Origin of the sequence: Arthrobacter subterraneus, from assembly GCF_900099735.1 — a bacterium.
GTDB classification, from domain to species: Bacteria; Actinomycetota; Actinomycetes; order Actinomycetales; family Micrococcaceae; genus Arthrobacter_D; species Arthrobacter_D subterraneus.
This window is the reverse complement of record NZ_FNDT01000002.1, coordinates 320,917-343,794: the sequence shown is the minus strand read 5'-3', so window position 1 is coordinate 343,794 and position 22,878 is coordinate 320,917. Positions and strand designations below refer to the sequence as shown.

Here is a 22,878-nt window from a genome sequence, read left to right as displayed (position 1 = left end):
AGAGAGTTCGCCCTATCCGGCCGTGACGGCTAGAATTGGGGGCATCAGCTGCGACCCGGCCATCACCGGTGAGCTTCCGGAAGAACACCCGCCCCGGCGGATCAGTAGAACCGGACGGGTAAGCCCGTGACAGCAGACATGAAGCGGTGTGCGCTGTTCCTCCCAGGCAGGGAGGAGAGGGCACGCAAGCGAGGTGGTACCGCGGATTCGCTCGCCGGGGCTTCGGCATCGGTCAGCTGGTTCGTCCTTGCAGGAAAACCATTACTGCCCGCCGACCTCCGCCAGCTTCAGGACACACCACATGTCACAGATCTACCCCAAGGCCTCCGCCGCAGATCCGGCTGTCTCAGGCTCTGCCTCTCCACGCTTCCCCGAGCTGGAAGAGCGCGTGCTCGCGTACTGGGACGGGGACGGGACCTTCCAGGCCTCGATTGACCAGCGCAGCGCGGGCGAGCACGGCTCAAACGAATTCGTCTTCTATGACGGCCCGCCCTTCGCCAACGGCCTGCCCCACTACGGGCACCTGCTCACCGGCTACGCCAAGGACCTTGTAGGGCGTTACCAGACCCAGCGCGGCCGCCGCGTCGAGCGCCGTTTCGGTTGGGACACGCACGGGCTTCCCGCCGAGCTTGAAGCCATGAAGCAGCTCGGCATGAGCGACAAGAAGCAGATCGAGGCCATGGGCATCGACAAGTTCAACGATGCGTGCCGCGCGTCCGTGATGAAGTACGCGGGGGAGTGGCGTGACTACGTCACCCGCCAGGCGCGCTGGGTGGACTTCGAGAACGACTACAAGACGCTCAACGTCGAGTACATGGAGTCCGTGCTCTGGGCCTTCAAGACACTGCACTCAAAGGGCCTCACCTATAACGGCTACCGGGTACTGCCCTACTGCTGGAAGGATGAGACGCCGCTCTCCAACCATGAACTGCGGATGGACGACGACGTCTACCAGGACCGCCAGGACCAGACCGTCACCGTGACGTTCCCGATCATCGCCGGAGATTCGGCCCTGTCTCAGGACCTCGCCGGTGTCGAGGCGCTGGCCTGGACCACCACGCCGTGGACGCTTCCCACCAACGCTGCCCTCGCCGTCGGGCCTGACATCCACTACGCGCTGGTTCCGGGCGCCGGCGAGTTCACGGGCCGCCGGTTCCTGATCGCCGAGGAACTGCTGTCCGGGTACGCAAAGGACTTCGGCTACGCCTCCGCGGAGGAGGCGCGCGCCGCCGTCATCGGCACCCACCGCGGCACCGAACTCGGTGGACTGGAGTATGTTCCGCTGTGGGACTACTTCGCGGATCCTGAACGCGGCGGCTACCGCAACGCCTTCCGGTTCCTCGTCGCTGACTACGTCACGACGACGGACGGCACCGGTATTGTCCACCAGTCGCCGGCCTACGGTGAAGAGGACCAGAAAATCTGTGAGGACGCAGGAATCCAGGTGATCCTCTCGGTCGATGAGGGAGCACGCTTCCTGCGCACCTTCGAGGACGGACCGCTGGCGGAGATCGTCGGTGTGCAGGTCTTCGAAGCGAACAAGGCCATCACACGGGTGCTGCGCGACGCCGGCCGCCTGGTACGCCAGGCCAGCTACGTGCACAGCTACCCGCACTGCTGGCGCTGCCGCAACCCGCTGATCTACCGGGCCGTGTCCTCCTGGTTCGTCGAGGTCACCAAGATCAAGGACCGCATGGTCGAGCTCAACCAGCAGATCAACTGGATCCCGGAGAACGTCAAGGACGGCCAGTTCGGCAAGTGGCTGGAGAATGCCCGCGACTGGTCCATCAGCCGCAACCGCTATTGGGGAAGCCCCATCCCCGTGTGGGTGTCGGATGACCCGAACTACCCGCGCACCGACGTGTACGGGTCCCTCGCGGACATCGAGCGGGACTTCGGCCGCCTGCCGCGCAATGCGGCTGGAGAGGTGGACCTGCACCGTCCGTTCATCGACGAGCTGACCCGCCCCAACCCGGACGATCCGCGGACCCCCGAGGACGGCCAGTCCACCATGCGCCGCGTCGCGGATGTCCTCGATGTCTGGTTTGACTCCGGGTCCATGCCGTATGCGCAGGTTCACTACCCGATGCAGAACGAGGACTGGTTCGAGTCCCACAACCCTGCCGACTTCATCGTGGAGTACATCGGCCAGACCCGCGGCTGGTTCTACACGCTGCACATCCTCGCCACGGCGCTGTTTGACCGGCCGACGTTCAAGAACGTCATCAGCCACGGCATCGTGCTGGGCTCGGACGGCCAGAAGATGTCCAAGAGCCTGCAGAACTACCCTGACGTTTCCGAGGTCCTCGACCGGGACGGCTCGGACGCCATGCGCTGGTTCCTGATGGCCTCGCCGATCCTGCGCGGCGGCAACCTCGTGGTCACCGAGCAGGGAATCCGCGACGGCGTCCGTCAGGTCATTCTGCCGCTGTGGAACGTGTGGCACTTCTTCCGTCTCTACACGAATGCCGCCTCCGGGGGCGCCGGCTACGAGGCGAAAACTGTTGACGCGGCCGCAGCGGAAGCCCTGGCCGACCCGCTGGACCGGTACATCCTGGCGTACACCGGCAACCTCGTGGAGGATATGACGGCCTCTCTCGACGCGTTCAACATCAGCGACGCGTGTGAGGCCCTGCGCCGCTACCTCGACACACTCACCAACTGGTATGTGCGCCGCGGCCGGCAGCGTTTCTTCGACGAGGACACCGCCGCGTTCGACGTCCTCTACACGTGCCTGGAAGCGGTGACCCGCGTTGCGGCTCCGCTGCTGCCCCTGGTCACCGAGGAAATCTGGCGGGGCCTTACCGGCGGCCGTTCCGTGCACCTGACGGACTGGGCGTCGCCGTCGTCGTTTGCGGCTGCACCGGACCTGGTGGAGCGGATGGAACGGACGCGGCAGATCTGCTCGACGGGATCCAGCCTGCGCAAGGCAGCGAACCTTCGGGTGCGCCTGCCGCTCGCCGATCTGACCGTCGTGGCGCCGGCCGCCGGTGAGCTGGAAGGCCAGTACCGGGCCATCATCGCGGATGAACTGAATATCAAGTCCGTCCGCCTGATCGACTCCGCGGATATCTCGCCCGAAGAGTTCGGCATTTCCCAGAAGCTCGTGGTCAATGCCCGCGCAGCCGGTCCGAGACTGGGTAAAAATGTCCAGACCGCCATCAAGGCTGCGAAGGCGGGGGACTGGTCCGTGGACGACGCCGGCACTGTCACGGCGGGCGGCCTGCCGATGGAGCCCGGCGAATACACACTGGAAACCGTGGTGGACAGCAACGGGACCTCCGGCGGCAGCACCGCTGTCACGGTTCTGCCCGGTGGCGGGTTCCTCGTGCTCAACACCGAGGTCACCGGTGACCTGGAAGCGGAGGGCACTGCACGCGACGTCATCCGTTCCATCCAGCAGGCCCGCCGGGACGCCGACTTCCACATCAGTGACCGCGTAGTCACCACGGTGGAGGCGGATGCCGGAACCCTCGCTGCCCTCGAGGCGCACGCAGCCCTTGTCCGGCAGGAAACGTTGACGGACAACCTGGTGCTGGTCGCGGCGTCAGTCGACGGAATTTCGGTGAAGGTGGAGCGGCAGGCATGAACGATGCAATGAACCACGGCGCGGATGGACCCGGTCCGAACCAGGAGATTGACCGGTTCTCGGTGGAAAGCGTCTACGCCGAACTGTTGAGCCGGGCGCCGGAAAACAAGATGGAGCCGCGCATGGCTCCGCTGTTCCGCGCGATGGAGATTCTGGGCGAGCCGAACCGGGCCGTGCCGATCATCCACATCACGGGGACCAACGGCAAGACCTCCACGGCGCGGATGATCGAGGGACTCCTGCGGGCGCACGACCTCCGCACCGGCCGGTACACGAGCCCGCACCTTTCCCGTGTCACCGAGCGGATCAGCATTGACGGCGAGCCCGTCGCCGATGAGACGTTTGTCCGTATCTGGGACGAGATCCGGCCCTATCTCGAGATCATCGACTCTGAACTCGACGACGCCGGCGAACCGCGGCTGACCTACTTCGAGTGCGTCACCATTCTCGCCTTCGCGGTGTTCGCGGATGAACCGGTGGACGTCGCCGTCATCGAGGTGGGGCTCGGCGGGATCACCGACGCCACCAACGTGGGCGACGGCGTCGTCTCGGTGGTCACTCCCATCTCACTGGACCACACCGACCTCCTCGGAGAAACGCCCGGCGAAATCGCGCTCGAAAAAGCCGGCATCATCAAGCCCGGCGGGTTCCTCGTCAGTGCCGCCCAGCCGGCGGATGCAGCACAGGTGCTGCTCGAGAAGGCGCGGGAAACCGGCGTCGAGTTCCGGTTCCAGGGGGTGGAGTTCGGCGTGGAAGACCGGCGTATCGCCGTGGGCGGACAGCAGCTCACGCTGGCCGGGATTGCCGGCCGTTATGAGGACGTGCTGCTCCCGCTGCACGGTGAGCACCAGGCGCAGAACGCTGCAGTCGCCGTCGCAGCGGTTGAGGCATTCCTGGGCGGCGGATCACGGGAGCTGGATATCGACGTCGTCCGGAACGGCCTGAACGCGGTGACCTCTCCGGGCAGGCTGGAACTGGTGCGGACCGCCCCCAGCATTCTGGTGGACGCCGCCCACAACGCCGCCGGCGCCCGCGCCACGGCGAAGGCGATCACCGAGGCTTTCGAGTTCAGCAGGCTGGTACTTGTGATCGGCGTACTCCAGGACAAGGACGCCGGAGCGATCCTCAGCGAACTTCATGAGGAGCTCGGCGGAGTGTTGGAGGACGTCTGTCTCACCCAGTCCAACTCCCCGCGCGCCATACCGGCCGGGGACCTGCGGCGGCTTGCGCTCAGCGCCGGGTTCGCCGATGAACGTATCCACGTCGCGGAGCGGCTCGATGATGCCCTCGAGTGGGCTGTCATGACCGTCGAGGAAGGCGAGCCCGGTGGCGGGATCCTCGTGACAGGATCCATCACGGTGGTGGCCGAGGCCCGCACACTGTTGGGCAAGTAGGAGGGGCTTCCATGGCACGTCTGACAAAAGCTCAGCGCGAATGGCGTCCCGGTATGCCGAAGAAGCGGCGTTCCATCAAGGTGATGTTCGCCTCCACAGTGCTGCTGCTGGAGGCCTTCGTGGTGCTGTTCGCCACCCTGGTGGTCTTCGGGCTGCGCGCCGACAGTATCCCGGTAGGGCTCATCCTCGGCGCCGGGCTGACCCTGAGCGCGGTTCTCATCTCTTCGTGTGCGCTACTCACAAAGCGCTACGGGATCCACCTCGGCTGGGTACTGCAGGTCGTGCTCATTGCCACCGGCATCGTGGAGCCGATGATGTTCCTCGTCGGCGCACTCTTTGCACTCACCTGGCTGTACGGGCTCCGCACCGGCGCGCGCCTGGACCGCGAGAACGCTGCCCGGGACCGGGAGCAGGCCGCGTGGGAGCAGGCGAACCGGACAAATGGCGACGGCGGGCAGCAAACCCTTTAGTAGAGTCGATGGTGGACCGCGCCGGGGTACCGGCGCAGGAAATTGCAATCGGAGGAGAAAACGTGAGTGCTGAGCGGACCCTGATACTGGTCAAGCCCGACGGCGTTGCCCGGGGCTTGAGCGGAACAATCCTGGCCCGGGTGGAGGCCAAGGGGTACAGCCTGGTGGACCTGAAGCTGGTGCATGCAACCCGCGAGATACTGGAAGCGCACTACGCTGGACACGTCGGCAAGCCCTTCTACGAACCGCTGGTCGAATTCATGCTGAGCGGCCCGGTTCTCGCGGCTGTCTTTGAGGGCGAACGCGTCATCGAGGGCTTCCGCTCGCTGGCCGGATCAACGGAACCCACGACGGCGGCGCCCGGCACCATCCGCGGGGACCTGGGCCGTGACTGGGGGCTGAAGGTGCAGCAGAATCTCGTGCACGGATCCGATTCGCCCGAGTCGGCCGAGAAGGAAATCTCGATCTGGTTCAGCTGACCTGCGCCGGACGGTTCCTGGCCGTCGAGGCCCTGACCGGTTGGTAACTTTGGGACATGACTGAATATCGCAGACTCGGCACATCAGGACTGAGCGTTTCGGTGGTCGGACTCGGGTGCAACAACCTGGGCCGGCCCGGAACGGCTTCAGAATCGCAGCGTGGCGCGGCCGCCGTCGTGGGCGCGGCCCTTGAAGCAGGAATCACCCTTTTCGATGTTGCTGACTCCTACGGGCGCGCCCCCGGGGTCAGCGAGGAACTCCTCGGCCGGGCGCTGGGCAAGAGCCGCGACGATGTGATCGTCGCGACCAAGTTCGGGCTCGATCTGAAGGGCCTCAACGGTCCGGACTGGGGTGCGCGCGGCTCCCGCCGGTACATCGTGAAGGCTGTGGAATCGTCACTGAAGCGGCTGAACACCGAGTGGATCGACCTCTACCAGTATCACGCCCCTGACCCGGCAACGCCCATGGACGAGACGCTCGCGGCGCTCGACTCACTCGTGCAGAGCGGCAAGGTGCGCTATATCGGACACTCGAACTTTGCGGGCTGGCAGGTGGCGGAGGCGGAGTATGTGGCCCGCCAGCTCGGCACCACGAGATTCATCTCTGCCCAAAACCAGTACAACCTGCTGGAACGCTCGGTTGAGCGGGAGGTGGTTCCGGCTGCCCGGGCCTACGGCCTGGGGCTGCTACCGTACCTTCCGCTCGCAAACGGTCTCCTCACCGGGAAGTACGCCGCGGGCCACGCGCCCGCGGGAAGCCGGCTGACGCACTCCCGCACCAACCTCCTGGATCAGGCCAACTGGGAACAACTCGCGGACTTCAGTTCCTACGCCCGTGCCCGCTCACTGACAGAGCTTGAGGTGGCCTTCTCCTGGCTTGCCAGCCGCCCCACGGTGGCCAGCGTGATTGCGGGCGCAACGAAGCCGGAGCAGGTCCATCTGAATGCCGGCGCTGCCCGCTGGGTTCCGTCAGAGGCCGATCTCGAGGAGCTCGACCACATCTTCCCCGCTCGCTGATCGGCAGCAGCCGGCATACGGATCGCGCGGACACCCATGACAGTCTCCTTCGGGAGATAGACCGTCCTGGGCGCCCGCGCGATGCGTTTTACGGGCTCAGTGAAAGGTTCGGCCGTTGACCCGCCCGGAGGCGCCCACCTGATCGAGGTAGGGGGTAATTCCGCCGAGGTGCATCGGCCACCCCGCGCCGAGGATCATGCAGAGGTCGATATCTTCGGGTGCTGCGACAACACCCTCGGCCAGCATTCGCCCGATCTCGTCTGCGAGCGCGTCCTGCGTCCGCCGCAGGACTTCCTCGCCCGATGAGGAGGAGTCGCCGCGGGTGAGCATTGCCAGGGTGGATTCGGGCACCACGTCATTGCCGGCGTCGTCCTGTTCCCATAGGCCCTTTTTCCCCGCGTCGATCAGGATCTGCTGGTTTTTCGACACGTAGAACCGGTCGCCGAAGGCGGCGTGCAGCGACTCCTGCACATGCTGGCCCACGGGCAGGCCCACCAGCGCGAGGAGCCGGAACGGGGTCATCGGCAATCCCATGGGACGCAGTGCCCCATCAGCAGTGGCGGCGTCGGTACCTTCATCAAACACTGCGGTGATTTCGCCGAACATCCGTCCGAGGATCCGGTTCACCACGAAGGCCGGCGCATCCTTTACGAGTACTGCGTTCTTCCTGAGCTCCTTCCCGACGGCGAAGGCCGTGGCAAGGACCTCGTCGGCCGTCGCGGGCGCCTTGACGATCTCAAGAAGCGGCATCGCCGCGACAGGGTTGAAGAAGTGGAACCCGACTACCCGCTCCGGGTGTTCGAGGTCCTCGGCCATCGCGGCAACCGAAAGCGAGGAAGTGTTGGTCGCCAGCACGCACTCAGGTGAAACGACCCGTTCAAGCTCGGCAAAAACCGCCTTTTTGACTTCCAGTTCCTCGAAGACTGCCTCGATGACAAAATCCGCGTCGGCGAACACCTCCTTCGAGACCGAGCCGGAGACGAGCGCCTTGACACGGTTTGCCCGGTCCTGGGAGAGCTTCTTCCGGGCGAGCAGCTTGTCGGTTTCCGCGTGCACCCAGCTGACGCCCCGGTCCACACGGGACTGGTCGATGTCGGTGAGAACCACCGGAACACCCAACTGGCGGGCAAACAACAGCGCCAGCTGGCTTGCCATCAGACCGGCACCCACCACGCCAATCCTGGTGACCGGACGGGCAAGGGAGCGGTCCGGCGCGCCGGCGGGACGTTTGGCGCGCTTCTGCACCAGGTCCAGGAAGGCATACACCGTGTTGTGGAACTGCGGGGTCCGCATCAGTTCCGTCAGGGCTTCACACTCAGCTGCTGCGGATTCCGCCTGCGTCCGGTGTTCCGCGGCCTCGAACAGATCCATGACCATCGCGGGGGCGGGAGCGGCGTTGGACGTCTTCGCCTCGATGAAGGCACGGCCGGCCTGCGCGGCGGCCTGCCACTCGCCGTCGTCGTACCGGGACAGGGCGGCGCGGCGGTCCAAAATCTCCGCAGAGTCATTCAGCGCGTCTGCTGCCCACCGGATTGACTGTTCCAGGAAATCTGCCGGTTCGAAGAGCGCGTCGGCGACGCCGTATTCGTGCGCAGTTCGACCGTCAAGCGTGCGGTTATTGCTGAGCGGATTCTCTATCATGATCTTCACTGCGGCGCGCGGGCCGGTCAGGCGGGGGAGCCGGTAGACGCCTCCCCAGCCCGGAACCAGACCGATGAAGGCTTCCGGCAGGCCGATGCCGTGTGCGCCGGTTGAGACCGTCCGGAAATCCGCAGCCAGTGCGATCTCGAGTCCACCACCCAGCGCCACACCGTTGATGAAGGCAAAGCTGGGGACGCCCAGAGACCCGAGGAGGTTGTAGGCGGAGTGCCCGAGTTCGGCCATCAACCGTCCGTGTTCGGCTGATTTCAGCGTCTTCACCGTGGAGAGGTCCGCACCGGCGGTGAGGAAGTAGGGTTTGCCGGTGAGGGCGACAGCAGCAATTTCACCGGAGGCAGCCCTGGCGCGGAGGCTCTCGAGGGTGCGCCCGAACTCGATCAGCGTGCCTGGTCCCAGGGTGGTGGGGCGGCTGTGGTCGAGTCCGTTGTCCAGCGTGATGAGCGCCAGGATTCCGGCGTTCCCCGGAAGAACGATGTCCTCGACGAGTGAATGTGTGATGACCTCGTTCGGCACCAGTGCGGCCAGGTCCTCAAAGCGGTCGAAACTCATGCTGCGTCCTCCGTGGTGGTTCCCGAATAGTCTGCGTGGTGTGGGTTCTCCCAGATGACGGTTCCGCCCATGCCGAGTCCGATGCACATCGTGGTGATGCCGTACCGAACCTGCGGATCATCCTCGAATTGCCGTGCCAGCTGGTTCATGAGCCGTACGCCCGAGGACGCGAGGGGGTGCCCCACTGCGATTGCTCCGCCATAACGGTTTACCCGCGGATCATCGTCTGCAATCCCGAAATGATCGAGGAAGGAGAGAACCTGCACAGCGAAGGCCTCGTTGATTTCGAAGAGTCCGATGTCTTCGATGGAAAGGCCGGCCTGCCGGAGGGCTTTCTCGGTGGCCGGGACGGGACCGATTCCCATCACCTCGGGTTCGACGCCGGCAAACGCATACGCCACGAGCCGCATCCGCACGGGGAGGCCCAGTTCGGCTGCGGCGTCAGCCGAGGCGAGGACCGCAGCAGTGGCGCCGTCGTTCAGCCCTGCCGCGTTGCCTGCGGTGACGCGGCCGTGGGGGCGGAACGGAGTTCGCAGGGATGAAAGGTCCTCAAGCGTTGTGTCAGGGCGGGGCGGTTCGTCCTGCTGATGGAGGGTCCAGCCTGCTCCCGGCTTCCTGCCCGCAACAGGGACCAGGTCCGGCTGGATCCGGTTTTTCCCGTAGGCGGCGGCGAGTTTCGCCTGGCTGGCCACCGCATACGCGTCAGTCCGCTCCCTGGTGATGGCAGGGAAACGGTCGTGCAGGTTCTCTGCCGTGTTGCCCATATTGAGCGCGGCGGGGTCCACCAGGCGCTCGGCGAGGAAACGCGGGTTCGGATCCGTGCCCGAACCCATTGGGTGGTTGCCCATGTGCTCGACGCCGCCGGCAACGACGACGTCATAGGCGCCGAAGGCGATCCCGGAGGCAGTGGTTGTCACTGCCGTCATGGCACCGGCGCACATGCGGTCGATTGCGAAGCCGGGCACTGTCCGGGGCAGCCCCGCAAGGAGCGCAGCAGTCCGTCCGATGGTGAGGCCCTGGTCACCTGTCTGGGTGGTGGCAGCGATCGCAACGTCGTCGATCCGTTCGGGCGGCAGGGAGGGGTTGCGCCTCAGGAGCTCGCGGATGCACTTGACCACCAGATCATCGGCCCTGGTTCCTGCATGGATACCCTTTTCCCCCGCTTTTCCGAAGGGGGTCCGGACACCGTCAACAAAGACGACGTCCCTGATCTGCTGACGTGCTGTGGCTTGTGTGGGCACAATCGCTCCTCATTGAGTTTGGGATCAGCTCCCTATGTTACTCACCGGTAACATCACGCCGCAACCAGTTACCGTGCTGCCTGTTTCTGTTGCTTGGGCTGCAGGGGGTCCGGGTCGAGGAACGCCACCGTGATCACGGCTGCCACCTGTTCGATCTGCCAGGGCCGGGCACCGAGTTCAGCGAGCGCAGCGGAGATTGAATCGAGGTCGACCGGCTGCGGAGGGCGCCAGGCAAGACGGCGCAGGTGGTCAGGGGTCAGAAGGTTTTCGAGCGGCATGTTGAGTTTTTCAGCCACTGCGGTGATTCGCGGCTTGGCGGTCTGCAGGCGCGCCGCAGCGGCCGGGTCCTTCTCGGGCCATACCCGGGGCGGGGGAGGAGCGTTGGTGGGAAGCTGCAGTTCAGGAAGGTCCCGTGTGGTCCGGGCCTCGGCGATGCACCGGAGCCAACGCGGTGCCTCGCGCTGTGCGGCCCGCCCATGGAACCCGTTGACTGCCAGGAGTTGCGGGACGGTCTGCGGCATTGCCTTCGCCCCGGCAACAATGGCCGCGTCAGGAATCAGGCGACCGGGTGCAACGTCACGCTTCTGCGCGAGCGACTCTCTTTCCAGCCAAAGCTGGCGGACTGCGGCCAGCTGCCTCCGGTCCCGGACCTGGTGGACTCCGGAGGTCCGGCGCCAGGGGTCCGTCCGGGGCGCCGCAGGCGGCATGGACCGGATGTACTCGAATTCCTCCTGCGCTATGCCCAGTTTTCCGTCCTCGTCAAGGACGGCAGCGAGGCGATCACGGAGTTCGACGAGCACTTCGACGTCCAGCGCGGCATACCGGAGCCAGGGCTCGGGCAGCGGGCGCTGGGACCAGTCGGCGGCGGAATGTTCCTTGGCCAGGGTGAAACCGAGAAGATTTTCGATGACAGCGGCGAGACCCACCCGGGGTAATCCGGCGAGCCTTGCGGCGAGCTCCGTGTCGAACAGCCTGTCCGGCCACATCCCCAGCTCCGAGAGGCACGGAAGGTCCTGGGTTGCCGCGTGCAGGATCCATTCAACCCCGGACAGTGCTTCGTTGATGATGGTCAGATCGCCGAAGGGCTCCGGGTCAATCAGCCACGTTCCGGCGCCTTCCCTGCGGATCTGCACCAGGAAGGCGCGCTGCCCGTAACGGAAACCCGACGCACGTTCCGCATCGACGCCGGCCGGGCCGGTCCCGCCGGCCAGCGCGCGCGCGGCCCGGTTGAGCCCGGCGGGGGTGTCAATGACAAAAGGGACGCCTTCTCGCGGTTCATCAAGGAGCGGCAGGGCTGCGATGGAGTCCGGGGTGGCGGCGCCGTCGCTTCTGGTACGGCTGTCAGCCTCGGAATGCACGGTCATGATGATGCCAGTCTAGCCCGGTGACCGGCGAAGGTCCGGGAAATGGCGGCAATCGGCACCGGTCCTGTGGAGTCGGGCGGCCGGCGGGCAGGCCAGGATCAGTTGCGCCGCCGGTTCGGCAGCGCAGCTACCCCGTCGGGCAGGGGCGGCAGGCCGGCGAAGGTGCAGACCATATCCGCCCAGGCTTCCAGGTGCTTCCGGACACTGTCTGAATCCGGGGTCCACGATGCCCGCAGCTCTATGTCGATGGTGTCTACCCGGTCGGCGAGCGATCCGTAGCTCTCAGAGAGGATCCGGGTAGCTGTGCCGCCGGCGGAACGGTAGCCGGCGTCGTGGTTCTGCAGTGCCTCAACCAGCCAGGTCCACGCCACCGATCCCAGGAGGGTGTCATTGCCCATGTCAGGCTCCAGCTGGGCGCGGATGTAGGTCACGATGCGGAACGTGCCGTCCCAGACTTCCGAGCCTTCCGGGTCATACAGAAGGATGAATCGCCCTGTGGCCAGTTCTTCAGGGTGATCATGCTGGAACGCAGCCCGGGCAGGCCCATGCACTGGAAGCGGCCCGGGCTGGGCATTCTGGAGCACCTCGGCACCGAGCGCTACGGCGTAGGGGGCCAGCCGGGAGGGAGCGGGAATCTCATCGAGGCGAAGCTCGCTGCGGCATCGCGCCTGCCGCAGGCCGGCCAGGGCGTCAAGGAATTCAGGGGGAACCTGCGAGAGGTCACCTATTGCACTCACCCTCGCAGGCTAAGCCCCGCAGCCTGCACATCCGGTCAGCCACGCCGCACGGGGCGGAAAACGGATACTCGGTCGGGAGATGCTACCCACCGCGGACCTCCCGGCGGATAGCGTCAGCGAAGGCATCGACATCCTCCGGTGTGGTGTCGAACGTGCACATCCAGCGCACCTCGCCGGTCGCCTGGTCCCAGTCATAGAAGCGGAACTGCTCCCGTACCCTGTCCGCTGCGCCCGGGGGCAGGATCGCGAAGACCGCGTTCGCCGCCGTCGGCTGGGTGAGCTGGACGCCGTCGATGCCGGAGACCGCCGCCGTGAGTCGGGCTGCCATGGCGTTGGCGTGGGTTGCTGAGCGCAGCCACAGGCCATCCTCGAGGAGGGCCACCAGCTGCGCGGACACGAACCGCATCTTGGAGGCAAGCTGCATGTTCATCTTCCGGAGGTACTCCAGCCCGGATGCCGCGCCCGGGTTGAGCACCACGACGCACTCACCGAACATAAGGCCGTTCTTGGTGCCGCCGAAGGACAGGATGTCCACGCCGGCGTCGCGTGTGAAAGAGCGCAGCGGCGCCTGGAGGGCCGCAGCGGCATTGGCGATGCGCGCTCCGTCCATATGGAGGTGCATGCCGCGGGCATGGACGTGGTCCGCGATGGCGCGGATCTCCTCGGGGGTATAGAGCGTTCCCAATTCAGTGGTCTGGGTGATTGACACCGCCAGCGGCTGCGCCCGGTGTTCATCCCCCCAGCCCCAGGCCTCCTGATCGATGAGTTCGGGAGTGAGCTTCCCGTCGGGTGTGGGCACGGCGAGCAGCTTCATTCCACCGATGCGCTCGGGTGCCCCGTTCTCATCGACATTGATGTGGGCCGTCCGTGCGCAGATGACGGCGCCCCAGCGGGGAAGAAGCGACTGGAGGCCCAGTACGTTGGCGCCGGTCCCGTTGAAGACCGGATAGGCAACGGTTCCGTCCCCGAAATGCTCCTGCATGAGCTCCTGGAGCCGTTGGGTGTAAACGTCCTCTCCGTAGGCGGTCTGGTGGCCCTCATTGGCGGCGGCCAGCGCGGCGAGTATCTCGGGGTGCACACCGGAGTAGTTGTCCGACGCGAAACCGCGCACATTGGGGTCGTGAAGGCGGGTGGGGGCGGAGATGGTGTCAGTCACGGGTCCAGTATCTCGTATTCGCAGGGGTAGGGTCGGTCAGCCCGCGGGGTGCAGCCGTCGGCCATTGAGGTCGGCCGGATCCCGCTCGAACAGCCCGGTCATCGTTGCGGCGAGGTCACGGACGTGGGTGTAGCCCGGGAACCGGCGTTCGGGGTGCTCGGCGCGCATCGCATCATCGAGGAGCGCCTTGACCACCACAATGGCGGCGGCCCCCCGCTGCGGCTCGGCCGCCGCGAATTCCTGGGCGACTGCCCGCACCCAGGTTTCTGCGGCGGCCTTGATCGCGGCATACGAGGCGTTGCCCGCCGTCGGAGAATCCACGGCGGTGGCGGAAACGATCGCGAGCCTGCCCCGCGGAGATCGGGTGAGATCGCCGATGAACGCCCGGGAGGTGTTGCGCAGGGTGGTCAGGACGGAACGGTGGAGGAACTCATAGTCGTCGTCCGACTGCCCCGCTATCCCTGCGCCTCCCCGCCAGCCGCCCACCAGGTGAATCAGGCCGTCCGGGGCAGTGCCGCCGGTGCGCAGCTCTTCCGCCAGCGTCTGGACAGCCTGGAAATCCGTGAGGTCGCAGGTTCTCTGGTCAACCGACTCGAGGTGTCCCAGCGCGCGCTGGAGGCGGGTCGCGTCGGATCCGACGGCAATCACCCGGGCGCCAGCCGAGGTGAGGGCCTCGGCCGTCGCTATGCCGGCCTGGCTGCTGGCTCCCGCGATCAGCACGGTCAGGCGGGAAAGGTCCGGGGACGGCGTCACGCGGAGGTTCCCGTGATACCCGCGGTTGATTCGATGACGTCCTTCATTTTCCGGTCCAGTGCCTCAAAGAACATCGACAGCGGAAACTCATCATCGAGGACGGCGTCCGTGAGGCCGCGCGGCGGCCCGTCGAGGGGCAACGCTTCGGGACCCCTGGCCCACACTGAGGCAGGGTGCGGCGTGAGCGTCTCCGAGACCAGCCCATAGGCTGCCAGCCAGTGCGCGATCTTCGGACGGTCGATCGACCGCCAGTACAGCTCCTGGATCTTCTCACCCAGTGCAATCACGACGGCGGGAACCTCCTCCCAGTCGATGGTCAGCGTTGTGTCCGTCCAGTGCAATACATGGTGCTGGTGCAGCCAGGCGAAGAGCAGCTGCCCACCGAGGCCATCGTAGTTCCGGACCCGGCTGCCGGTGATTGCAAAGCGGAAGATGCGGTCGAAGATCACCGCGTACTGCACGAGACGGGCGTGCCGGCGCGTCTCCTCCGTAGCGCCGTCGTCGCCGGCTATTTTCACTGATTCGCGGAAGGCGGTCAGGTCACAGCGCAGTTCCTCGAGTGAATACAGGAAGTAGGGCATGCGCTGCTTGATCATGAAGGGGTCGAACGGAAGATCGCCACGCATATGGGTGCGATCGTGGATCAGGTCCCACATGACAAAGGTTTTCTCTGCCAGTTCCTGGTCCTCGACGAGCTGGCGTGCTTCTTCGGGCAGGTCCAGGCGGGTGATCCCTGCCGCTGCGGTAACCACCCGGCGGAACCGTGCTGCTTCGCGGTCTGCGAAGATGGCGCCCCACGTGAACTGCGGTGTCTGGCGCACCGCCACCGTCTCCGGGAAGAGCACTGCTGAATTGGTGTCGTAGCCGGGCGTGAAGTCGAGGAAGCGGATGGGAACGAACAGTTTGTTGGAGTACTCGCCCGCCTCGAGCTCCGCGATGAAGTCCGGCCAAAGGACCTCGATCAGGACGGCTTCGACATACCGGCTTGAGCTGCCGTTCTGGGTATACATCGGGAACACGACGAGGTGCCGGCGTCCATCGACCCGGTCCAGCTGCGGCTGGAACCTCACGAGGGAGTCGAGGAAATCGGGTGTGCCCATTCCCGATGCCACCCACCGCTCAAGGTCGCCGATAAGAGCCTCGTGGTAGTCGGCGTCGTGGGGGAAGTGCGGAGCCAGTTCCCGGATGGACCCAACCAGCGTCCGGACATGCCGGCCGGCTGTCTCTACGTCGGCGGTGTCCGCGATTGATCCGTCCTTGGCCTGCAGCGCCTGGAGCGAGCAGGCTGCGCCCTTGAGCGCTGCCCAGGCGGGAAGCTGGGCCGGATCCGTACCGGGCGCGTGGCGGGTGCCGGAGTCGAGGGTCTGGGTCACGGTTCCTCCTGGAGGGTTGGTGGGCTGTGCTGTTGTCACGAGAGTAGCAACAGAACAGATCACCTGATCCTCAGGGAAGACCTGGATTAGAGACTCTTAGGGTGGGTGCGCCGTGGCAGGAGGAAGGCACAGTAGTCCTTGAGGTTAATCGGTGGGAGCTGGCTCGGGGGCTGGGACAAGCTTCATGGAGACGGAGTTGATGCAGTACCGCTGGTCTGTGGGGGTGCCGTAACCTTCCCCCTCGAAAACGTGACCGAGGTGGGAGTCACAGCGGGCGCAGCGCACCTCGACCCGTTGCATGCCGAGGGTGTTGTCTTTGATATACCGGACCCTTTCCTCAGCGAGAGGTGCCCAGAAGGACGGCCACCCGCAGTGGGAATCGAACTTTTCGTTGCTCGTGAACAGCTCATGGCCGCATGCCCGGCACTGGTAGACCCCTTGTGCATGGGAATCGTGATACTCGCCGGTGAACGGCCGCTCGGTTCCCGCCTGCCGAAGCACGTAGTACTCCTCGGGGGTCAGTTCCCGCCGCCATTCTTCGTCCGTCTTGCTGATGGGGGAGTTGTCAGTGCGTGGTGCCGATTCGGATGTGCTCATGGTTGCTTCAACGCCTAGGAGTCGCCGATAAATCCCGAACCTGAGTAAAGGTGCAGAACGGGAACCCCGAGCTTGTCCTGCGCACGGTTGGCCCAGTCGCGGTGGAGGGTATCGGCCAGCGCATGCGGCCTGGTGATGACCACTGCCTGCCGCGCTCCGCGCTCCCGCACCGTAGTGACCAGCATGTCGACGGCGTTGCCGGCGGCAGTCAGACCGTCGGCGGTGAGACCGGCAGCGGACAGTGCCTCCAGTGAACTCCGCAGGGCAGAGTCGGCCGAGACCCGCACTTCTTCCTCGCTCGGCCGGTGGGAAAGCCCCTGGAATGCTTCGGCGAATTCGAGCAGGCTCAGGTGGTGGAGGAACTCCCCAAGCACGTTGGTGTGGCGGTCCTCCGGGATCACCACGGTGTAGGTGGCATCGCCGCCGTCGACGAGCGCGGACAGGTGGGTGGCGTCGGCTTCGGTCAGGGGCACCTCGGCGAGTACAACAATCGTTTCCTCCATGTGCCAACACTAGACCCAGCCGCGCTCCGCACCTAGGGGCCCGAGCGACACTCCACACCTCCGATCGTGCGCCTGCCGGTTGCGCGGGTGGGCCAGAATAGGGCTATGCCTCTCAGCTCTCCTCCGGCCGCCGCCGACCGTCAAGCCTGGCTCCATTGGGCCGTTCTCGGACTCGGGGCCGGCGCCGCCGTCAGTTCCGTCGTTGCGGGCGCCACCTCCGCCCTGGCTGCCCATTTTGCGAAGCAGGTGGTGACGCCGCGCAAACGCGACGAGAATCTCCAGATTCTCGCTGTGGTGCAGGCGCTGGGAGGCCTGGAGGTGATCCTTCCTGCCAATGAGGACACCACGGTGGAGGGCACCTACAGCCTCTACTTCGACGAGGGCCGCGGGCACGCACGCATCGGGGCAATAAAATCCTTCGTGCCGCGGGAGGGAACCGTCCAGCGAGAGGTGGAAGCGGTGTACGCCGGGGATATCAGATCTGCGGTCCGCGGCTGGTGGAGCGGCGCCGTCTATCCTGCTCCCTCTGCGCTCGGCTTTGCTGATGAGCCGGTAGACGTTCCGATTGCCGGCGGCATTGCCCCGGCCTGGCTGGTGCGGGCGGAAACCCCCGCTTCAACGTGGGCGATCATGGTCCACGGCAGGGGCGTGCAGCGTTCCGAAGGTCTGCGCGCCGTTCATACAGCCCGCGAGCTCGGCATGACGAGTCTCCTGGTCTCCTACCGGAATGACGGCGAGGCCCCCTTCGCCCCTGACGGCAGGTATGGGTTGGGCATGACCGAGTGGCGCGACATCGAAGCGGCCATGGAGTATGCGTTCAGCCACGGAGCGCAGGACGTGGTGCTGTTCGGCTGGTCCATGGGGGGCGCCATCTGCCTGCAGGCGGCCGACATCTCCCGGTACCGCAGCCGTATCCGCGCTCTGGTGCTTGATGGTCCGGTGATCGACTGGATGGACGTCCTCACCCACCAGGCCGAGTTGAACCGCATCCCCGCACCGGCCGGAAGGCTGGGTCAGTGGCTCATCTCAAACCGGTTCGGGCGTGTGGTGACAGGACTGTCGACGCCGGTGGACCTGAAGAGCATGGACTGGGTATCCCGGGCCGACCAGGTGACGGTTCCCACCCTCATCCTTCACAGCGAGGACGACGAATTTGTCCCGGTGGGACCCTCCGCTGAGCTCGCTGAACGCAATCCGGCGTTTGTCACTTTCGAACGGTTCCACCGCGCACGGCACACGAAGGAATGGAACGTGGACCCTGACCGCTGGCACTCGGTGACCGCGGACTGGCTGCGGAACCAGGTTTTCGACCGTACTGAGCCGAAGCGGACGCTAAGCGGCCCCTGATTCCCGGATCTTGCGCTTGATCCGTCCCAGCATGGCGGCCATTCCGCGCATGCGCAGCGGGGTGATGGCGCGGGTGAGACCGAGCCGCTCGGGGACGTCGTCGGGCACTGCGAGAATCTGCGCTGCGGGCAGGCCATCCAGACCCTCCTGCAGTACCCCGGCGAACCCGCGGGTGGTGGGCGCCTCCGGGGGCGCCGAGAAGAACAGGGAGACTGACCTCTCGGTGTCATCGGCGATGTCCAGGGTGAGGAACAGCGGACTCTGGCATTCCACAACCTGCTCGAGAAGCTCCGGATGGTCCAGGAGCCGGTCGGGCAGCGGCGGGAGCCCGCGCGAGAACTCAAGCAGGAGCTGCAGGCGGTCCGGCTCGGACAGCGCCTGGAAATCGTCCACGATCTCGGCGAGCTGTTGGGGTAATTCGGTTGTCTCCACTGCCATCCTCACCATTGCCCCGGGCGGATGCCCGGGGCGACTTTCATTTTACGTCGGGTCAGTTATCGCTGCCCCGCGGGGACCGGTGCGGCACCCGGCTCGGCGCCCTTCACGATAGGCACGCGGACCACGTTGCCCCATTCCGTCCATGAGCCGTCGTAGTTGCGCACATTCTGGAAGCCCAGCAGGTGCTGGAGCACAAACCAGGTGTGGCTGGAACGTTCGCCGATACGGCAGTATGCGACGACGTCGTCACCCTCAGCCAGGCCTGCTTCTCCCCGGTAGATCGCGTCGAGTTCCTCGCGGGTCCGGAAAGTGCCGTCCTCGGCCGCAGCGCGCGCCCACGGCACGGAAACCGCCGACGGGATATGGCCGCCGCGGAGCGCGCCTTCCTCCGGGTATGCGGGCATGTGGGTGCGGGCACCGGTGTACTCCTCGGGGGAGCGGACGTCGATCAGCGGGTTGCCGAAATGGTCCAGGACGTCGCTGAGATATGCGCGGATAGGGGCATCGTTGCGCTTGACCACCGGGTAGTCCGTCGGCTGGGGCTGGGGGACGTCCGTGGTGAGAGGGCGGCCCTCGGCGATCCACTTGTCGCGTCCGCCGTCGAGCAGGCGTACGTCCTCGTGCCCAAAGAGGGTGAACACCCACAGGGCGTAAGCGGCCCACCAGTTGGACTTGTCGCCGTAGATCACCACGGTGCTGTCGCGGGAGATTCCCTTGGCCGACATGAGCCGGGCGAAGCCCTCGCCGTCGACGTAGTCGCGGGTGACCTCATCATTAAGGTCCGTATGCCAGTCAATCTTGACGGCGCCCTCGATATGACCGGTTTCGTAGAGGAGGACGTCCTCATCCGACTCGACAACCACCAGCCCCTCAGTACCGGCGTTGTCCGCGAGCCACTGGGTGGAGACGAGCCGTTCCGGATGTGCGTACCGGGCGAACTTCTCGTTGGAATCAGTTGCAACACTCATGCGTTGGAGCCTTCCTGCATCGACAATTGCTTTCCCACCTAGCGTAACCACGGGTTATGCCGATTGCTTCCGCAAGGTCACGGGACGCCACATTGATGATTCGTCTGCGGGCAGTGCCGCTGGCGTATCCTTGGCTAGCACGGCTCCTGACGGCCTGCTTCATCCACTCGCCGACGAAAGACGCACCTATCCGTGGCCACCATTGAGCATCTGACCCAGCGATCGCCGCAGGTTTCCGTGGACGACCTGCTGGACGGATTCTTCCCCTCCCAGCGCTTCGGGGCTGTCTCCTTTGATTCCTACCGGCCGGACCCCCAGCAGCCCTCGCAATCCGCGGCGGTCAAGGCACTTCGTTCCTTCGCCTCGGCGGTCAATATGCCCAAACCCAGCGGGCTGAGGAAGTTTTTCGGGGCAAAGCGTGAGGAGAGCCGTGCAGGTATCTACCTCGACGGCGGGTTCGGTGTAGGAAAGACCCACCTGCTCGCGTCGCTCTGGCATGCGACCGAAGGCAGGAAAGCCTTCGGGACTTTCGTGGAGTACACCAACCTCGTGGGTGCGCTCTCCTTCAGGAAAACGGTGGACGCTCTCAGCACCTACCAATTGGTCTGTATTGACGAATTTGAACTGGACGATCCGGGCGACACTGTGCTGATGTCCCGTTTGATGCGGGAACTGGCAGACGCCGGGGTCAAACTTGCCGCCACCTCCAACACCCTTCCAGGGTCCCTCGGAGAGGGCAGATTTGCCGCCGTCGATTTCCAGCGGGAAATTCAGGTCCTGTCTGACCAGTTCGACGTCCTTCGCATTGACGGGGAGGATTACCGGCACCGGGGATTGCCGGAAGCTCCTCCGCCGCTGACCGAACAGCAGGTGCGCCGCCGCGCACGGCACTTCCCGGACGAGGTGACTGTTGCCGAGGACGATTTCGGGGATCTCATCAAGCACCTCGCGGGTGTCCATCCCAGCCGCTACCGGCAGCTGATCGACGGCGTCGATGCTGTTGCCTGGCACGAGGTCCAGACGATCACGGAGCAGGCGGTTGCCCTGCGTTTCGTTGTACTCGCCGACCGGCTCTATGACCGGGACGTTCCGATCCTCGCGAGCGGAGCTCCGCTGAGTGAACTCTTCACCCAGGAAATGATGTCCGGCGGATACATGAAGAAGTACTACCGTGCGGTGTCGCGTCTGACTGCGCTGGCACGTCAAGGCGGGGATGCCGGAGGAACGGACTGATCATGGCATGGGTAGTGCTGGTCGTCTCGGGCGTCCTCGAGGCCGTGTGGGCCACCGCGCTCGGTAAATCGGATGGTTTCACCAGGCTGGGACCAACGGTTGTCTTCGCTGTCGGGCTGGTGCTCAGCATGGCCGGCCTCGCGTGGGCAATGCGCTCCCTGCCGACCGGCACTTCGTATGCCGTCTGGGTTGGAATCGGGGCAGCGCTGACCGTTTCCTACGCAATGGTCTTCGATGGGGAGGCCGCGTCGCTGCTGAAGGTCCTGCTCGTTCTGGGGATCGTCGGCTGTGTCATCGGGTTGAAGGTTCTGCACTAGCCGCTTCCGCCCCGATAGCTCCGGATCAGGAAAGAGGCCCCATCCGGAGATGAAGCCTCTTTGTCCAGGTCTTGAGAGCGGACGACGGGATTCGAACCCGCGACATCCACCTTGGCAAGGTGGTGCTCTAGCCAGCTGAGCTACGTCCGCAAAAAGGCGCCTCTCATGGAGGCGCCCTGCGTGGGCGATACTGGGATCGAACCAGTGACCTCTTCCGTGTCAGGGAAGCGCGCTACCGCTGCGCCAATCGCCCAAGTCTTGCACATTCACCGTATGGAGGTGGGGACGGGATTCGAACCCGCGTATACGGCTTTGCAGGCCGCTGCCTCGCCTCTCGGCCACCCCACCATGACCCACCGAAGCGGGGTCACCGGCTGTAACACCGGCGAATACAGTGACTTGCGAGCGGACGACGGGATTCGAACCCGCGACATCCACCTTGGCAAGGTGGTGCTCTAGCCAGCTGAGCTACGTCCGCAGAGAAAATCGCCGAGTGTGTCCGGGTTTTCCCGGAACCATCGGCGTCTTTCCAACGAGTAAAAACAATATCCGAGGAACCCCCGTTCGTCCAATTGGAGACAACGCGGGGCGCCTTGTCCGGTTTGCCCTCTTAATCGGGTAAAAGGCCCGTGGCCTGTGCCTCAACGCAGAAGTGTCAGGCCGGGATGACACACTGGAGACATGACCGAACCGCTCCTCGCACACGCCACCGAGCGTGGGCGCATGTACTCAAGATCCGTTGCGGAGCCGCCCCAGGTGCCATCCATCACCACGGTCATCGCGCAGGCCCAGAGTTCCTCGCTCGGCGGCTGGTTCGGGTATATGGCGGCCAGTGCGCTTGCCCAAGATCCGCGCCTTGCCGCATCGCTGGGCAATGCGGGAGAAATGCGTGCTGTCATCCAGGACGCGTCGAAGGCTGCTGAACGCTACCGTGATGACGCCGCCCAGCGGGGCACCAGGGTCCACTCCTACTGCGAGCAGGTGGCGCTGCGCGCGCTCGGCCGCCCTGATCGGTTGGAGGACGCCCGCACCGAGCTGACCCAGCACGGGGAGGGTGCCTTCGCTGCCCGCTTCGATGAGTGGTGGGACCTCTACCAGGTGAAGCCGATCGCTCCCGAGATCACCGTCTGGAATTCGGAGCTGGGCTATGCCGGAACTCTTGACCTCGTGGCCACCATCGGGGGGCGCCTGTGCATCATCGATTTCAAGACCCGGGCAACAGACCGGGATGGAATGGTCAAGCCGCTGGATGAAAAGGTCGTCATGCAGTTGGTTGCCGGGATGAAGGCGCAGGAGTCGCTCGTGGACCCGCACACCGGAAGCTGGGAACCCTGGAAGTACGGCAGTGATCCCATCCTGCTCGCAGTTGCGGTCGGGCAGACCGAAGTGCGCGCGCACCGGGCAAATCCGGAGGTTCTCAGAGAGCACTGGTTCAAGTTTTGCGCGCTGAGACGTGCCTGGGAGGCGGGCAGCAACGCTGCGGTCGCGGGCCGCCCGCTGCTGCCCGTACCACCACCGCCCCGCACGGCGGCGGTGGGTGTCCCAGCGGCGCCGGCAGGTTCCCCCGGCAGCGTAACCTCCCCATCCAGTGACCAAGCCTCCGCATCCGGGAGCGGGGCTGCCGACCAGGTCGGGGAGATAGGCCTCCCGGTATCGTCAACGGGGAGCTGAGCGACTGTGCCTGCCCTAGAATTG

At 65.4% G+C, this 22,878-nt stretch carries 20 protein-coding genes and 4 tRNA genes; 9 read left to right on the top strand and 15 right to left on the bottom strand.

Annotated features, from left to right (window positions below; genetic code table 11):
• Positions 1-301 precede the first annotated feature (301 nt).
• The 5 genes from ileS (at position 302) to BLS52_RS04820 (ending at position 6,948) form a co-directional block, all read left to right on the top strand.
• Complete coding sequence (gene ileS / locus BLS52_RS04840) at positions 302-3,589, top strand: isoleucine--tRNA ligase (RefSeq protein ID WP_090584797.1); 3,288 nt, start codon at positions 302-304, stop codon at positions 3,587-3,589.
• Entirely contained in the window at positions 3,586-4,983 is a 1,398-nt protein-coding gene (locus BLS52_RS04835; protein ID WP_245702691.1) for a bifunctional folylpolyglutamate synthase/dihydrofolate synthase, read from the top strand. Before ileS ends, BLS52_RS04835 begins: the two co-directional genes overlap by 4 nt.
• Positions 4,984-4,994: 11 nt before the next feature.
• Positions 4,995-5,453, top strand: coding sequence for a DUF4233 domain-containing protein (locus BLS52_RS04830; RefSeq protein ID WP_090584796.1), 459 nt, complete (start codon positions 4,995-4,997; stop codon positions 5,451-5,453).
• Between the two features lie 62 nt (positions 5,454-5,515).
• Complete coding sequence (gene ndk, locus BLS52_RS04825; RefSeq protein ID WP_090584861.1) at positions 5,516-5,932, top strand: nucleoside-diphosphate kinase; 417 nt, start codon at positions 5,516-5,518, stop codon at positions 5,930-5,932.
• Positions 5,933-5,988: 56 nt separating this feature from the next.
• Positions 5,989-6,948 carry an aldo/keto reductase gene (locus BLS52_RS04820; protein WP_090584794.1) on the top strand — a complete coding sequence of 320 codons (960 nt, stop codon included), beginning with the start codon at positions 5,989-5,991 and terminating at the stop codon, positions 6,946-6,948.
• Between the two features lie 96 nt (positions 6,949-7,044).
• On the opposite strand, the gene BLS52_RS04815 is transcribed toward BLS52_RS04820, so the two are convergent.
• The 9 genes from BLS52_RS04815 to BLS52_RS04775 form a co-directional block, all read right to left on the bottom strand.
• Complete coding sequence (locus BLS52_RS04815) at positions 7,045-9,156, bottom strand: 3-hydroxyacyl-CoA dehydrogenase NAD-binding domain-containing protein (RefSeq protein ID WP_090584793.1); 2,112 nt, start codon at positions 9,154-9,156, stop codon at positions 7,045-7,047.
• Positions 9,153-10,397 (bottom strand): thiolase family protein, encoded by a 1,245-nt coding sequence (locus BLS52_RS04810; RefSeq protein ID WP_090584791.1) that lies wholly within the window; start codon positions 10,395-10,397, stop codon positions 9,153-9,155. Before BLS52_RS04810 ends, BLS52_RS04815 begins: the two co-directional genes overlap by 4 nt.
• A gap of 68 nt (positions 10,398-10,465) precedes the next feature.
• A complete protein-coding gene (locus BLS52_RS04805) occupies positions 10,466-11,761 on the bottom strand; it encodes an HRDC domain-containing protein (protein ID WP_090584788.1) in 1,296 nt (431 codons plus the stop codon).
• Between the two features lie 98 nt (positions 11,762-11,859).
• Positions 11,860-12,489 carry a DUF3000 domain-containing protein gene (locus tag BLS52_RS04800; RefSeq protein WP_035778863.1) on the bottom strand — a complete coding sequence of 210 codons (630 nt, stop codon included), beginning with the start codon at positions 12,487-12,489 and terminating at the stop codon, positions 11,860-11,862.
• 91 nt (positions 12,490-12,580) lie between these two features.
• Positions 12,581-13,654, bottom strand: coding sequence for a threonine aldolase family protein (locus BLS52_RS04795; protein WP_090584786.1), 1,074 nt, complete (start codon positions 13,652-13,654; stop codon positions 12,581-12,583).
• Between the two features lie 36 nt (positions 13,655-13,690).
• Positions 13,691-14,407 carry an SDR family NAD(P)-dependent oxidoreductase gene (locus BLS52_RS04790; RefSeq protein WP_090584784.1) on the bottom strand — a complete coding sequence of 239 codons (717 nt, stop codon included), beginning with the start codon at positions 14,405-14,407 and terminating at the stop codon, positions 13,691-13,693.
• Positions 14,404-15,780, bottom strand: a complete 1,377-nt coding sequence (locus BLS52_RS04785) for a DUF6421 family protein (protein WP_090584782.1) — start codon at positions 15,778-15,780, stop codon at positions 14,404-14,406. Before BLS52_RS04785 ends, BLS52_RS04790 begins: the two co-directional genes overlap by 4 nt.
• A gap of 144 nt (positions 15,781-15,924) precedes the next feature.
• Positions 15,925-16,377: a peptide-methionine (R)-S-oxide reductase MsrB gene (msrB, locus tag BLS52_RS04780; protein WP_090584780.1), complete on the bottom strand. Its 453-nt coding sequence runs from the start codon at positions 16,375-16,377 to the stop codon at positions 15,925-15,927.
• Between the two features lie 14 nt (positions 16,378-16,391).
• A complete protein-coding gene (locus BLS52_RS04775; protein ID WP_026545357.1) occupies positions 16,392-16,880 on the bottom strand; it encodes a hypothetical protein in 489 nt (162 codons plus the stop codon).
• A 105-nt stretch (positions 16,881-16,985) separates the two neighbouring features.
• Here BLS52_RS04775 and BLS52_RS04770 point away from each other — a divergent pair, with 105 nt between their 5' ends.
• Complete coding sequence (locus BLS52_RS04770) at positions 16,986-18,227, top strand: alpha/beta hydrolase family protein (RefSeq protein ID WP_090584778.1); 1,242 nt, start codon at positions 16,986-16,988, stop codon at positions 18,225-18,227.
• On the opposite strand, the gene BLS52_RS04765 is transcribed toward BLS52_RS04770, so the two are convergent.
• Together BLS52_RS04765 and BLS52_RS04760 are read right to left on the bottom strand one after the other, a co-directional pair.
• Complete coding sequence (locus tag BLS52_RS04765; RefSeq protein WP_026545358.1) at positions 18,213-18,659, bottom strand: SufE family protein; 447 nt, start codon at positions 18,657-18,659, stop codon at positions 18,213-18,215. The two genes, BLS52_RS04770 and BLS52_RS04765, sit on opposite strands and share 15 nt — an antisense overlap.
• Positions 18,660-18,721: 62 nt before the next feature.
• A complete protein-coding gene (locus BLS52_RS04760) occupies positions 18,722-19,633 on the bottom strand; it encodes a sulfurtransferase (protein WP_090584776.1) in 912 nt (303 codons plus the stop codon).
• Positions 19,634-19,825: 192 nt separating this feature from the next.
• Between BLS52_RS04760 and zapE the strand changes: the two genes are divergently transcribed.
• On the top strand, positions 19,826-20,866 hold the full coding sequence (gene zapE, locus BLS52_RS04755; RefSeq protein ID WP_090584774.1) for a cell division protein ZapE: 1,041 nt from the start codon (positions 19,826-19,828) through the stop codon (positions 20,864-20,866).
• 2 nt (positions 20,867-20,868) lie between these two features.
• On the top strand, positions 20,869-21,183 hold the full coding sequence (locus BLS52_RS04750) for a DMT family transporter (RefSeq protein WP_090584772.1): 315 nt from the start codon (positions 20,869-20,871) through the stop codon (positions 21,181-21,183).
• 76 nt (positions 21,184-21,259) lie between these two features.
• Here BLS52_RS04750 and BLS52_RS04745 read toward each other — a convergent pair.
• The 4 genes from BLS52_RS04745 to BLS52_RS04730 all read right to left on the bottom strand — a co-directional run bounded on the left by BLS52_RS04745 (position 21,260) and on the right by BLS52_RS04730 (position 21,661).
• A tRNA-Gly gene (locus tag BLS52_RS04745) sits at positions 21,260-21,333 on the bottom strand.
• 31 nt (positions 21,334-21,364) lie between these two features.
• A tRNA-Val gene (locus tag BLS52_RS04740) sits at positions 21,365-21,436 on the bottom strand.
• A gap of 21 nt (positions 21,437-21,457) precedes the next feature.
• Positions 21,458-21,531 (bottom strand) — tRNA-Cys (locus BLS52_RS04735).
• Positions 21,532-21,587: 56 nt separating this feature from the next.
• Positions 21,588-21,661 (bottom strand) — tRNA-Gly (locus tag BLS52_RS04730).
• A 203-nt stretch (positions 21,662-21,864) separates the two neighbouring features.
• On the opposite strand from BLS52_RS04730, the gene BLS52_RS04725 reads away from it, so the two are divergent.
• Complete coding sequence (locus BLS52_RS04725) at positions 21,865-22,854, top strand: cytochrome (RefSeq protein WP_245702690.1); 990 nt, start codon at positions 21,865-21,867, stop codon at positions 22,852-22,854.
• Positions 22,855-22,878: the final 24 nt, after the last annotated feature.

What these genes read in the sequence shown, in the direction of transcription:
- msrB (WP_090584780.1), bottom strand. Translation starts at nt 16,377, where the DNA reads ATGAGCACATCCGAATCGGCACCACGCACTGACAACTCCCCCATCAGC.
- BLS52_RS04815 (WP_090584793.1), bottom strand. Translation starts at nt 9,156, where the DNA reads ATGAGTTTCGACCGCTTTGAGGACCTGGCCGCACTGGTGCCGAACGAG.
- BLS52_RS04830 (WP_090584796.1), top strand. Translation starts at nt 4,995, where the DNA reads ATGGCACGTCTGACAAAAGCTCAGCGCGAATGGCGTCCCGGTATGCCG.
- BLS52_RS04805 (WP_090584788.1), bottom strand. Translation starts at nt 11,761, where the DNA reads ATGACCGTGCATTCCGAGGCTGACAGCCGTACCAGAAGCGACGGCGCC.
- BLS52_RS04725 (WP_245702690.1), top strand. Translation starts at nt 21,865, where the DNA reads ATGACCGAACCGCTCCTCGCACACGCCACCGAGCGTGGGCGCATGTAC.
- BLS52_RS04775 (WP_026545357.1), bottom strand. Translation starts at nt 16,880, where the DNA reads ATGGAGGAAACGATTGTTGTACTCGCCGAGGTGCCCCTGACCGAAGCC.
- ileS (WP_090584797.1), top strand. Translation starts at nt 302, where the DNA reads ATGTCACAGATCTACCCCAAGGCCTCCGCCGCAGATCCGGCTGTCTCA.
- BLS52_RS04760 (WP_090584776.1), bottom strand. Translation starts at nt 19,633, where the DNA reads ATGAGTGTTGCAACTGATTCCAACGAGAAGTTCGCCCGGTACGCACAT.
- BLS52_RS04770 (WP_090584778.1), top strand. Translation starts at nt 16,986, where the DNA reads ATGCCTCTCAGCTCTCCTCCGGCCGCCGCCGACCGTCAAGCCTGGCTC.
- BLS52_RS04750 (WP_090584772.1), top strand. Translation starts at nt 20,869, where the DNA reads ATGGCATGGGTAGTGCTGGTCGTCTCGGGCGTCCTCGAGGCCGTGTGG.
- BLS52_RS04820 (WP_090584794.1), top strand. Translation starts at nt 5,989, where the DNA reads ATGACTGAATATCGCAGACTCGGCACATCAGGACTGAGCGTTTCGGTG.
- BLS52_RS04835 (WP_245702691.1), top strand. Translation starts at nt 3,586, where the DNA reads ATGAACGATGCAATGAACCACGGCGCGGATGGACCCGGTCCGAACCAG.